We start from the raw sequence: 12112 nt of genomic DNA, 5'->3' as shown, positions 1-12112 counted from the left end.
TCACACGGGACCGGGCACGGACTGTCTTGGTGCGCCGCTTCCGTAGTACGGGGCCGGTGCCCCGATCCCGTCCTCCTTCAGGCCTACCGCTTGCAGGACGGGGTGGCGGCACCAAGCCTCGAGCGCGGGTGGGTCTTCATCGGCACAGGCGGTCGTAATCCGGAACGTGTGGCTCTCGCCGGGCAGCAACGACACACACTGATCCGACACACTTGCAGCAGGGTCAAGCCGGTCTGCTTGAAGGACGAGGTCACGGACGACGGTAAGGGCCGTGACCGTCACGTCTATGCCGTCCGGAACCCGAATTGACCGGGCGGTGACCCGGGCCGGCGTCGTGATCCGGTCCTTGTCTTCGCCGAAGAAATACAGCAGTCGCCCCGAACCGCTGATGTCCGGGCCCCGGATCGCCAGCACCGCCGTGGAGGGCAGGCCTGTTTCCTGCATCTCCAGCGGCACCGGAACCTCAACCGTCTCCCGCGGTGGGACACGTAAATCGAATTGACCCGACGCCTCGACGGGCAGGGCCCGGCCGTCGGCCGCCGCCGGCGGGCAAGCAGAGAGCAGCTCCAGGCCGACGGTCCCTTCCCACGCCCGCGCAGAATCGTTGACCAGTACCAGGGCAAGCGAGCCACCCCGGGGCTGGACCGTCGCAAGACGCGGCCGGTAGGCCTCCCGGATCGCAAACCACAGCGGTTTTGGCCGTCCGTCGCCATCGACGGCGGCCCAGGAGACCACCGGCCAGCAGTCGTTGAGCTGCCAGACGATGGAGCCGGCACACCGGGGCCATCCGGCGCGGAAGTGCTCGATGCCGAATTTGATGGCGCGGGCCTGGTTGACCTGGGTGAGGAAGTGCCATTCCTGGAAATCGCTCGGCATGGGCAGATGCGCTGACAGCCCACGCTGGAGCTTGGCCCCGCCGTCCTCGGCCTTTTGATGCTGTTGGAAGGCGGGGGCGTCGAGGTCCAGCTCGGCCGGTTCCAGAGCCCGGGTCAGGGTGGACCAGTTGGGCGGACCCTGATAGCCGAATTCGGAGACGAACCGCGGGTTCCAGTCGGCGTAGTGCGCGTAGTCGTCCTCGTTCCAGACGTCCCAGATGTGCACATTTCCGTGCCGCGGGTCGTTGGGGTGCCGCTCCGGATCGCCGGAATATGGGCTGCCGGCCCAGTAGGGCCGCGCTGGGTCCAGCTCGGCGACAACAGCAGGCAAAAGGTCCGTGTAATAACGCCGGCCCCATCCCCGGCCGTCCAGTTCCTGTTTCCAATTCCAGTCCCAGAAGCCCCAGAAGCACTCATTGTTCCCGTTCCAGAGCACCAGGCTTGGGTGGTGCATGAGGCGTACCACGTTGTCCTGCGCCTCCCTGGCCACCTCGTCGTAGAGCGGGCCTTCCTCGGGATATCCGGCGCAGGCGAAGAGGAAGTCCTGCCACACGAGGAGCCCCAGGCTGTCGCAGAGCTCATAGAAGGCATCCGACTCGTAGACGCCGCCACCCCAGACCCTGAGCAGGTTCATGTTCGCGGCCGTTGCCTGGGTGAGGCGTTGGCGCAGCCGGTCCTCGGTGATGCGGGAGGGGAAGCAGTCGTCGGGGATCCAGTTGGCACCCTTGACGAAGATGTCGATGCCGTTGATGGCGAAGACAAAGCTGCTTCCGGCCTCGTCCGGTTCGGTTTTCAGCTCGAACTGGCGGAATCCGATCTTCTTGGACCACGCGTCCAGGCGGCGTCCGTCAGCCTGCAACGTCACCGTGAGTTGGAACAGCGGCTGCTCGCCCATGTCATGCGGCCACCACAAGTCCACGTCGGAGAGTTCGACGACGGCGCGGGCCGTCGTCGACCCGGGGTGCAGGAGAACCGATGCGGACCGCCCGCCGCACTCAATCGTGAGCGTTAGTTCGCGGGCCGCCGCCCCGGCGGCCCGCGCAACCTCGACGTCGACCTCGATGCGGGCTTCGCCTCGGGCCGGCAGGCCGCCGTCGGGCTCTTGCGCTGCCGTGGTTGTGATGGACGGGCGAACCGTGTTGAGGCGTGCCGTACCGTACCGCCTGATGCTCACCGGCCGCCAAGGCCCGGCGGTGACCAGGTTCGGTCCCCAGTCCCAGCCGAAGTTGCAGGCTGATTTGCGCACGTACTGGAACGGCTCCGGGTTCCCGTTCGGCTGTACCCCGGACGCCGCCCGGATGCCCTCCGCGTAGTCGCGCACGTTCAAGAAGGTGATGGTGAGATCATTGGCGCCGGCCCGGATCCGGTCCGTCACGTCGACGACGTAGCTGCGGTGCTGGTTGAAAGTCCGAGCCACTTCCTGTCCATTCACCCGCACGACGGCGACCGTGTCCAGTCCGTCGAACACGAGCTCGGTCCGCCGGGAATCGGCAGGGTCATGCGTGAAGGTGGTGGCGTACTCCCATTCGCTGCGTCCCACCCAGTGCTGGAGCTCCTCGTTCTGGCCCACGTAGGGGTCGGCTATCCGCCCGTGCTCCAGCAGAACCGTGTGCACGACCGAGGGGACGGTTGCCGGCAGCTTCCACTTCTTGGCTCCGGCCGGGGCGCCGGGTGCCGGGGACGCCGGCCGAACCGTCCATCCGCTGGTGAGCTCGGTGGATTCGATCATGGGGGTGGCCTATTCAGTCGACGTCCGGTAAAAGTACATCTCCCGGGACCCGGACGGGGCGTCCCAGCCTTGGGCGAACATCCATGTTCCGGCGTACTGGGTGAGGCCGCCCCAGGCCAACGATCCACCCCGGTGCACCTCTTTTTGGGTGAATGGCGCGTCCAGGTCGTACAACGCCTGCGCGGCGGAAAATTGACCGTCGACATCGCCGTAGAAGAAGTCCAGGACCAGCCTGGGTCCGGCGCCGTCGTCCTCCACCACGATTGCGCACGCCACTTCGTGCAGTGATCCGCCAAGCGGGCCCAGGTCGAGGTATTCCTGCGGCTCGAAGGCCCAGTTCACCAGGTCGTCGGAGCGTCCGACGTGGGTCTTGCCCCCGCACCCCTCGGACAGGTACATCAGGTAGGACCCGTCAATCTTCACGGCTTCGCCGCGGGCGTTCCGGGGGATCACGGCGCCCTTGGCCCAGTACCGGGATACCTCGTGCGGTACGGCCAGGCCAAGCTTCTCCCAGTGGAGCAGATCGTCGGATACCGCCACGTTGATATCGCACCCGACCTCCCCGAGCGGGTAGGCCGCGGGGTCCTGGCCGTCGATCTGATCGGTGCTGTCGATGGTCCAGATCCCGTTGTAGAACATGTAGTATCGGCCGTTGGCCTGGTACACCTTCGGGTCCTCGCAGCCGAGGATTTCGTTGTCCTGGGTGGGGTAGATGACGGGGTTGGACGGGTTGTCCTGCCACCCGGCCTCCGGATCGTAGACCGCCACGCCGATGCGGCTGGAGACCGACTCCTTGCGGGGGGAGGCCCGGTAGAACAGGTAGAGCTTGCCGTCCCGCTCGATGACGGAGGGGTTGAAGATGGAGTCCGCGGTCCAGCCGATGCCGGTGGGGTCCTCCCAATCGTTGACCTGCCGGAAGGTCAGGGCATCGTCTTTGCGGAACGGACCCACGGCCCAGGCGGGATGTTCAGGGTAGGCGGCGGAAAACTGGTCGGTGGAGATGGTGTCCGTCAGGGGGTTGCTGAAGGTGAGCGCCCCCTGGTAGCTGTCGGCCAGAGCCTGCGTGGTGATTTTCTGCATTGCTTTCTTCCTGTATTTCAGTGCTGGACTAGTTGCGGACCAGGGTCACCCAGGTGAAGCCGCCCGGAGCGACAGTCACACGGCCGGAGTGGTCCTGGCCGTTGTAGTTGGGGTCCCGGGGAACGGGCCGGCCCTCGGCGTCAAACGCCTGCTGGCTTAAGTGGAAGCCTTGGGGCAGGTCCACTTTTCGTTCCACGGTGTTCGGTGCCGCGCTGACGTACAGCGTCGACGCACCTCCTTGGCCGGATACGGACACCGAGGAAATTTGGGGCTGGAGCAGGACACCGTCGATCGCAACGTCGCCGTCGGTCTTCCCCGAGATGCTGCCGGCGCCCGCAGGAAGAACCCGGTCCAGGGAGAACGGAAAGAGGATGCCGGGCGCCGCGGTAATGCCCTGTGCGCCGGCGCCGCCGTTCGGTGTGCTGCCGAGCGGTGCGCGCCCGGAGGTCCAGGATGTGGTGCCGGCAGCTTCGGGCCGTTGGTTGACGATGGGGTAAACGTTCCTGTCCTGGTCCGCTGCCGGGACGGGAATCGTGAGGGTTCCTCCGGCTTTGAGGGCTACGTAAGCCCCGCCGGACCAGTTCGCCTCCCCTGTCCACGCGGACGCAGGTTTGACGACGCCGCCGTTGGTGAACGATCCCGCCTCGGCTTCGGCCACCGTGAGCCCGTCGGTGCCCACGGTGTGGCTGATACCAAGGGCCTTGGCCTTGAGCGCAGGATCGGCGTCCAGGGCAAGCATCGAGAGCAGGGTGTGAATGGTGGATTCGGCCCCGGAATTGGGGTTGATGCGGCCGTCGGTTTCGATGCCGTCGATGGCGGTTCCGGTCGCGGGGTTGTAGGCGGGTTTGCCGCTGCGGTTTGCACCGAAGTACCAACCGGCTGCCACCGCTGCAACGTCGAGCAGCCCCGGGGCGTCCGCGGCTTCCGCCGTCGCCACGAGCCCCTCGATCCGGGAATCCACTCCGTAGGCGATCTGCGCTTCGCCGGGCACCGGGCTCCATGCATTGCTGGGTCCGCCTGCCGCGAGCAGCTGGGGGTGAACTGGGCGGAGTCCTTCACCGCCGCGTCCAGGAGATCCGGCCGCTGCAGTTGGGCCGACGCCGTGGCGACGGCGGCCGGGGCCATGCCGCCCCAGGCGTGCCACAGGGTCCTGGACTGGCTCCAAGGAAGGATCGCGCCATAGGGCCACTGCCGGGCAGCTCCCGAGGACATGGCGGCGATGCCCTCGGTGAGCTCCCGCAGCGCCGCGGTGGCGGCCCCGTCGGCGGGTGCGGCCTTGGCGTATGCCGCAAGTCCCAGTACGGCCTCGGCCGAAGCGTCTGCTCCGCCGGTGATGAGCCAGGCCGGGACCTTGGCGCCTTCGGCGACGTCGTACTGTCCGTATTTGGCCAGGGACTGCCGGTTCAGGGACGCGACGGCGAGGTCCAGCCGGGACTGCAGGAACGCGGCAAACTGCGGGTCTGCGGATTTGAAGGCGGCGTACCCTTCGCCGAGCGCCCACACTGTCCGCGCCAGCCAGTATGACTCGGCCGAATCACTGGGGTCCGGGAGTTCCACCGGTTTGGCGCTCGGGGTGAGCGAGCCGTCCGGCTGCTGCCAGAGCACCACGTTGCCCGCGTTCGGGCCGCTTGACGTCTGCAGGAACGTCAGCTCGCGCAGCACATCAAAGGCCCGGTCCTTGCTCGAGGTGTCTCCGGTCTGCTGCCAATGCCGTAGATAGACCACCGCCGTCCGCGCGATGTCGTCTGCGTTGAAGGCGCCCTGGCTCCAGTACCCGCTCCCCGGGTCCAGCGTCCCGCCCCCGACGCGGCTGTAACTTCCGTCCGCGTTCTTGTTGGCGTAGGTCCACGGCGCCTTGGCGGCGGGCCGCTCACCGATCTGGTAGGTGGTGTGGCCCTCCACCGGATTCAGCGGAACGGTGTCCAGCAGGAAGTCCAGATGGGCCAGATTGGTCAGCGGCGCCGGGGAGGCCGCGGCCGGGGCCGGCGCGGGGGCTGGCTCAGTGGCAGAGGCAACCCCTGCCCCGGCCAGGAGCACGGACAGGGCCGCGACGACGGCCACGGGAGCGGTTTTGAGGCGGGCGTTAACAGCGTGACGGGTCATGTCTAACTCCTGTAGCCGGGGTGGACGGGATTGCCTGGGGGCGCGGTGGTGGTTAGACCCGGTCCAGCCTGGCGACGCCGATCTTCGAGTCAGCCATGCCGTAGAAGACGAACAACTGGTCGCCAATTTTCTCGATGGCGGTGGGAAACACAACGTTGGGCACGATGCCTGACGTTTCTTCCTGGGTTTCCGGAGCCAGGAGCGGCTTGTCGCTGCGGGCGATGACTTTGGAGGGGTCATCGGCGTCGAGGATCATGGCAGCGGCGGTGTAGTTGACGTTTTGCTGGTGGTCGAAGGCCGACTTTTCCATTTTCCCGGAGACGCCGTGGTGGATCAGCAGCCAGCCTTCATCGACGCGGATGGGCGCCGGACCGCCGCCGATTTTGAGTTCCTCAAACGGGAACTCGCTGTACGCTACGGGCCGGTGCTTGGCCATGTGCACGAGGTTTCGGATGTCCTTTTCGACGTCCTCCACGGGAACGTAGGAGATCCAGATGCCGGGTCGGTTGTCCGTGATGCCGGCCGGAAGGTGTTCCCCTTCCCCTTGCCGGATCCAGCCCAGGTCCCACATGGGGCGGTGCAGCATCGCATAGGAAAGGACGCCGTCCGGATCCTTGATCGGTTCCGGGAAGAAGACGGCATCCTTGTTCGCGAAAAGGTTCAGGTCCATGGAGAGATCGGCTTGGTACTCGAAGTGGCACGGCCCCAGGCGTGTCCAGTCGCGCAGGTCCCCGGAGCAGGCGAAGGCCAGGCGCGGGCCCAGCGGGCCATAGGCTACGTAGGTCATGAGGTGCTTGCCCAGCGAGGGTACCCACGTGGTCCGGGGATCCTCCGTGCCGGCGTTGTTCGTGCCGCGTTCCCAGCCTTCGTCGGGAGCCAGGACCACGCCTTCGCGTTCCACGCCGGTGGGTACGCCGTCCTCGATGATGATCCGGGCAATTCCGACCCGGGAGACGTTGCCCTTCGCGACGAGCCGCGGCAACAGGTAGAGCTCACCGTCGGGTCCCCGGCCGGAAGCCGGGTTGAGCACGCCCTCGGCTTCGAATGCGTTGCCCGCCTCGGGGGTCATGATGACGCCGGCACGGGTGAGGGTGAACGGAACGGAGGGCAGTGTGGGGGAAGAGGAAGTCATAGGTGATTAGCCCTTTACGCTTGATCCGATATTGGTGGAAATGAATTGGCGTTGGAAGAAAATGAAGAGCGCCACGGCGGGTGCCGCGAGGACGCACGCGCCGGCGAGAATGGCGCCGAACGGGTTTGCAGCCGTGGAGGCGATATTGGAGATGTAGTTCGCGAGTGAGACCGCCAGCGGCTGCAACGCCTGGTCTTTGGTGACCAGGAACGGCCAGAGGAACTCGTTCCAGGGGCCAATGAAGGTCAGCAGGACCGCGGTGACGATCGCGGGCCGGACCAGGGGGATGGCGATCTGCCAGAGGATCCGCAGTTCGCTGGCCCCGTCGATCCGCGCCGCCTCGAACAAGGTGGAAGGCAGCTGCATGAAGTACTGCCGGAAGACGAAGACAGCCGTCGAGTTGATGGCGAACGGCAGGATCATCCCCAGGTAGTTGTCGCCCAGGCCGTAGTCGCGGACGATCATCACGTACAGCGGGATCAGCAGGAGCTGGAACGGAACCATCTGCACCAGCAGCATCATTCCGAAGACGACGCCGCGGCCGCGGAACTGCATCTGTGCCAGTGCGTAACCCACCAGCAGGCCAAAGATGACGGTGAAGAGGATGACCCCGCCGGTGAAGATGCCTGAGTTGGCCAGCCCCTGCAACAGGTTGATGGAGCCGTTGATGTTGGTGTAATTTTCCCCGGTCAGGTTGCCCGGATTGGGGAATGCGCCGCCCACCGAGGTGTCCGGGTTGGTCTGCAGCGAGCCGATGAACATGTAGTAGAAGGGGAACAGGAAGACGAACGCGCCGACGGCGAGGAGCAGGAAGCTGCCCATGCCAAGGTGCCGCCGCGTTTCCACGGCCCCCGCGCCGGTCTTCCTGACCCGCACGGGCCGCACCCCGCCGTCGTCCGGGGTCTTCAGTGGCTTTGCCAGGGACATCTCAGTCCTCCTTTCCGCCGACGAGGCGCTTCTGGATCAGGGCAATCAGCAGGACGCCGATCACCAGCACGACGCCCAGGGCGGCGGCGACGTCCGGGCTTCCCTGCAGGATCCCCTTCTGGTACATCAGGAACACCGGGGACGCGGAGGCCCCGTCCGGTCCGCCGCCGCCGGTCAGCAGGTAGGGCTCGGTGAAGAGGTTCGCGCCCGTGATGGTGGCGAGCAGGGTGACCAGCACGGAGGCCGAGCGGACACCCGGCACGGTGATGTTCCAGAACTGGACCCACTTGTTCCCGCCGTCCACCGAGGCTGATTCGTACAGCTCATCGGGGATGTTTTGCAGCGCCGCAAGGTAGAGCAGGATGAAGAATCCCAGCTGCTTCCATGTCACATACAGGGCCACCGTTGGCATGGCCAGCCAGTTGTTGACCAGCCACGACGGGTTGGGTGCCAGTGGCCCCAAGAGGGAGTTGACCAGGCCGCCTTGCTGGAACAGGAACAGCCAAACGCCGACGACGGCGACGCTGGCGGTCACGTACGGGACGTAGTAGCTGACCCGGAAGAAGGTCCGCAATTTCTGCACCCGGTTCAGTGCGTTCGCGAGAACCAGGGACAAGCCCACGGTGAGCGGGACGTTGATGACCAGGAAGATGCCGATATTGACGAACGAGCGCTGGACCGCAGGGTCCGAAAGGACGGTGATGTAGTTGTCCAGCCCGACGAACGGCCGGTCCACTTGCACGCCGGGGGCGGTGAAGAAGTACTGGTGGAAGGAGATCCAGACGGCGTAGCCCAGGGGGAAGGCCAGGACGCCGAGGACGTACACCACGTAGGGTGCGCTGAACAGCAGGCCCAGCGGCTGGCGGCCCAGGAAGTTCTTGCGCTTCCCGGCACCGCCCGCCGGCCGGACCGCCGTCGTGTCCCGCTGCGCAGCCGGGCTGCCTTTGATGGAGCGGAGTGACATGGGACAGTCCGTTACTTGGTGGCAGCCAGTTGGTTGATCTTGTCCGAGGCGGACTTGAACGCGTCATCGATGCTCTGGTTGCCGAAGATGACCGACTTGTTCCACGCGTCGCGGAAGGTCTGCCAGATCTGCACGGAGTTGGTGACGTTGGGGACCTCCACCGTGCGGCCGGCCTGGTCGGCGAAGTTCTTGTAGAGCGGGTTCTTGGTGAAGAAGTCTGCGTAGGCGGTCGTCAGGTCCTTCCGCATCGGCATTTGGCCGGTCTCCGAGAGGAGCTTGCCGTCCTCGTCCTTGCTGGTGGCGAACTTCAGTACCTCCCAGGCAGTGCCCTGGTTCTTGCAGGCCGAATAGATCGAGACGTTCTTCGCGTCGGAGAAGGTGTACGACTTGTCCTGCTGCTGGGCACCCGGAATCGGCACCGCTCCCCAGTTCACCTTGTCCTTGTAGGAGGCGATGGCCCACGGACCGGCCAGTGCCATGGCGGACTTGCCCTCGGCGAAGGAGTCTCCCTGGTAGGTCTCCTTGGAGGCCAGGTCTTCCTTATAAAGGCTCTGGAACATGCCGGCCACTTGCTTGCCCTGGTCGCTGTCGAACGTGGACTTGCCGTCCTTGATCAGCTGCGAGCCCTGCGTGTTGGCCGCGTAGAACGGGTAGAAGTCGAACCAGGACTGGAAGTAGTCGCTGGCCGGGGACGGCCAGATGGCTTTCTGTGCGGCGCCGGATTTCACGAGCGTACGGGAGGCGTCCAGCAACTCCTGTTGCGTGCCCAGCTTCGGGTTCTCCGGGTCCAGGCCCGCCTTCTTGAACAGGTCCTTGTTGTAGAAGAGCACCACGGGGTTGGACTTCCACGGCAACTGGTAGGTCTTGCCGTCAGAAGACTTGTACTGGTCGGCCAGGTCGCCCGTGCGGTCCTTGATGTACTGGGCGCCGTCCGGGAAGGAGTCCAGCGGCACCAGGCCGCCTTGCTTCTGGAACTGCGGTACCGCTACAGGGGCCGTGTTGAACACCAGGCAGGGAGCGTTTCCGGCCGTGATGGCCGCCCCAATGGTTTCCTCTGAGCTCTTGCCGGCCGGGATTTCCTGGGCATCCACCTGCTGGTCCGGATGCGCCGCGTTCCACGCAGCCACCATTTCCTTGCCCCACTTCACCTCGAACTCGTTGTTGGAGTACCAGATCTTGATGGGGCCTTTGGCCGTCGTGGCCGACGACGCGTCCGAGCTTCCGCCGGCCTGGCTGCCGCAGCCGGCCAGGCCGGCGCCCATGATGGTGAGGGCGGCCACGGACAGTAGGCGCGTGGCAGTATTGATGCGCTTCATTGCGACTCCTTGGGGAGGGATTAATGGGGTTCGGGGTAGTGGGATGTTGTGGTGTCAGGAACTGCGGAGCGGTTCCGTGGGGGTGGCAGGGACCGGCCCGGTGGAAGCCCTGACGATCAGCCGTGGCGAAGGAAGCGTGATGTCCTCCACGCCGCGCGGGGCGGCAAGCTGATTCAGCATGAGCTGGGCGGAAGCCCGGCCCCACAGCATTGGATCTGTTGCAAGCGTGGTCAGCGGCGGATTCAGGTACTTCGTGAATTCCGCATTGTCGTAGCCGGTGATGGAAAGATCGCCCGGGACGCTGAGGCCCATGGACTGCGCATAGGATTGCCCGGCTGTGGCCATGAGGTCATTGGCGTACACGATGGCCGTGGGCCGGTCGGGCCTCCGCAGCAGGTCAGCGGTGGCCGCGACGCCGCCTGCAGCGGTGAAGTCCGCAGCGGCAAAGAGGTCCGGCCGGAGGCCGGCGCCCCTCAGGGCATCCTCCCAAGCTTGGCGGCGGCTCCGGCCGTGGATATATTCCTGGGCCCCGCCCACATGGGCTATGCGGCTGTGGCCAAGTTCCATCAAGTGCTCGACGGCGGCCACGATCCCTTCCGACTCTTCGACAGATACCGCCGGGAACGGCGATGCCGCGTCCGGCCGGTTCAGCGTGACGGCGGGAAGTTTGAGTTCGAGCATCAGCGCGATCCGGGAGTCGTCGTGGCGGACGTCCGTAAGGATGAAGCCGTCAACCCTGCCGTTATCGACCAGTTTCCGGTAGCAGCGTTCCTCCGCGCCGGGTGCCGTGGCGACACTGAGGACGAGCGCATACTCGTGCTCGGCCAGGGCCGTTTCGATGCCCGCTATGAAGGCCGGAAAGGGGTCCGTTCCCAGCAGCAACGGATCCCTGGCGACAACGAGGCCCAGCGCGTACGCCTTCGACGACGACAAGCCTTTGGCCCGGAGGTTTGGCGTCCACCCAAGTTCCTTTGCCACCCTGAGGATCCGGTCACGGGTCTCCTGGCTGACTCCCGGCTGGCCGTTCAAGGCATACGAGACGGCTCCCTTGCTGACGCCGGCGGCCTGCGCAACGTCGTTGATGGTTACTGTCATGTTTGCCTCAAAATGCCTGGTGATATGAATCACTGAACCGGTTTTGTTGTATTCACTAAACCGGTTCAGCTCCTATCTGTCAAGGGGCGGGGCGGAGAAAGCTCGCGGGCGGCGCTGCAATGAGGGTTTTGTTTGGTGGCGCCGAGGAAAGGTGGCCCGTCGCTGGTGCGGGATGGGGCCTGCGAAGCGGGTGGGCTACAGCACGTTGCGGATGGCCTGCTCGAAGCTGGTGACGTGCTCCAAGGCGAGCTTGCCCGCCCGGTCGGAATCGCCGTCGGCCACTGCCTCAAGGAGTTCCACGTGCTCGGCGATGTGCTCCGCCACGGACGGGACCTTTTCCAGCACCATGCACCAAATGCGGGTGGCCAGGTTGTCGTAGCGGATCAGGACGTCTTCGAGGTGGGTGTTGGCGGCCGCGCGGTAGATCAGGCGGTGCACCTTGATGTCATAGCGCATGAGGTCATAGGGGTCCTCGGCGCCGCCCATGGTGGCGATGGCGGCGGCGGTGTCGCGGATTTCCTTGCGCAGTGCGGGGGAGGCCAGCTTGGCGGCGCGGCGCGCGGCCAGTGGCTCCAAGGACTCGCGGAGCTCTCGAGACGTCGGCAAGTTCGGTGATGTCGACGACGGTGGCGAACGTTCCGCGGCGGGGGTACGAGACCACCAGGTGGTCGCCTTCCAGGCGCTTGAGCGCTTCGCGCACCGGCGTGCGGCCGATCCCGAGTTCGGCGGCGAGCTTGCCGTCGTTGATAGCCTCCCCGGGCCGGATGTCGAGCATGATGAGCCGGTCCCGAAGGTGCCGGTAGGCCTGCTCCGCAAGCGAGAGGTCGCCTTCGCCGGCCAGCTGGTTCTCTGTCATTACGCTCATTGCGAGCTTCTCCCAAGGTAGCTATT

At 65.7% G+C, this 12112-nt stretch carries 8 protein-coding genes and 1 pseudogene; all 9 read right to left on the bottom strand.

Going from position 1 to position 12112, the window contains the following annotated elements; translation table 11 throughout:
* Positions 1-2604, bottom strand: coding sequence for a glycoside hydrolase family 2 protein (locus ACX5I6_RS03010; protein ID WP_461839426.1), 2604 nt, complete (start codon positions 2602-2604; stop codon positions 1-3).
* A gap of 9 nt (positions 2605-2613) precedes the next feature.
* A complete protein-coding gene (locus tag ACX5I6_RS03005; protein WP_461839425.1) occupies positions 2614-3684 on the bottom strand; it encodes a glycoside hydrolase family 130 protein in 1071 nt (356 codons plus the stop codon).
* A gap of 28 nt (positions 3685-3712) precedes the next feature.
* A complete protein-coding gene (locus ACX5I6_RS03000; protein ID WP_461839424.1) occupies positions 3713-4675 on the bottom strand; it encodes a hypothetical protein in 963 nt (320 codons plus the stop codon).
* Positions 4676-5839: 1164 nt separating this feature from the next.
* Positions 5840-6919 (bottom strand): glycoside hydrolase family 130 protein, encoded by a 1080-nt coding sequence (locus ACX5I6_RS02995; protein WP_109045532.1) that lies wholly within the window; start codon positions 6917-6919, stop codon positions 5840-5842.
* A gap of 6 nt (positions 6920-6925) precedes the next feature.
* Complete coding sequence (locus tag ACX5I6_RS02990) at positions 6926-7741, bottom strand: carbohydrate ABC transporter permease (RefSeq protein WP_109045749.1); 816 nt, start codon at positions 7739-7741, stop codon at positions 6926-6928.
* 106 nt (positions 7742-7847) lie between these two features.
* Positions 7848-8810, bottom strand: a complete 963-nt coding sequence (locus tag ACX5I6_RS02985; protein WP_285247926.1) for a carbohydrate ABC transporter permease — start codon at positions 8808-8810, stop codon at positions 7848-7850.
* Positions 8811-8821: 11 nt separating this feature from the next.
* Complete coding sequence (locus tag ACX5I6_RS02980; RefSeq protein WP_109045534.1) at positions 8822-10126, bottom strand: extracellular solute-binding protein; 1305 nt, start codon at positions 10124-10126, stop codon at positions 8822-8824.
* Positions 10127-10180: 54 nt separating this feature from the next.
* Positions 10181-11221: a LacI family DNA-binding transcriptional regulator gene (locus tag ACX5I6_RS02975; RefSeq protein WP_461839423.1), complete on the bottom strand. Its 1041-nt coding sequence runs from the start codon at positions 11219-11221 to the stop codon at positions 10181-10183.
* A 195-nt stretch (positions 11222-11416) separates the two neighbouring features.
* Positions 11417-12077, bottom strand: a pseudogene (locus ACX5I6_RS02970) (GntR family transcriptional regulator).
* Positions 12078-12112: the final 35 nt, after the last annotated feature.

Source organism: Arthrobacter sp. MMS24-T111 (genome assembly GCF_054888995.1).
This window is presented reverse-complemented; position numbering and strand designations above follow the sequence as displayed.

Excerpts from the sequence above, each read along its gene's own strand:
- ACX5I6_RS03010 (WP_461839426.1), bottom strand. The coding sequence starts at position 2,604 with ATGATCGAATCCACCGAGCTCACCAGCGGATGGACGGTTCGGCCGGCG.
- ACX5I6_RS03005 (WP_461839425.1), bottom strand. The coding sequence starts at position 3,684 with ATGCAGAAAATCACCACGCAGGCTCTGGCCGACAGCTACCAGGGGGCG.
- ACX5I6_RS02995 (WP_109045532.1), bottom strand. The coding sequence starts at position 6,919 with ATGACTTCCTCTTCCCCCACACTGCCCTCCGTTCCGTTCACCCTCACC.
- ACX5I6_RS02990 (WP_109045749.1), bottom strand. The coding sequence starts at position 7,741 with ATGGGCAGCTTCCTGCTCCTCGCCGTCGGCGCGTTCGTCTTCCTGTTC.
- ACX5I6_RS02985 (WP_285247926.1), bottom strand. The coding sequence starts at position 8,810 with ATGTCACTCCGCTCCATCAAAGGCAGCCCGGCTGCGCAGCGGGACACG.
- ACX5I6_RS02980 (WP_109045534.1), bottom strand. The coding sequence starts at position 10,126 with ATGAAGCGCATCAATACTGCCACGCGCCTACTGTCCGTGGCCGCCCTC.
- ACX5I6_RS02975 (WP_461839423.1), bottom strand. The coding sequence starts at position 11,221 with ATGACAGTAACCATCAACGACGTTGCGCAGGCCGCCGGCGTCAGCAAG.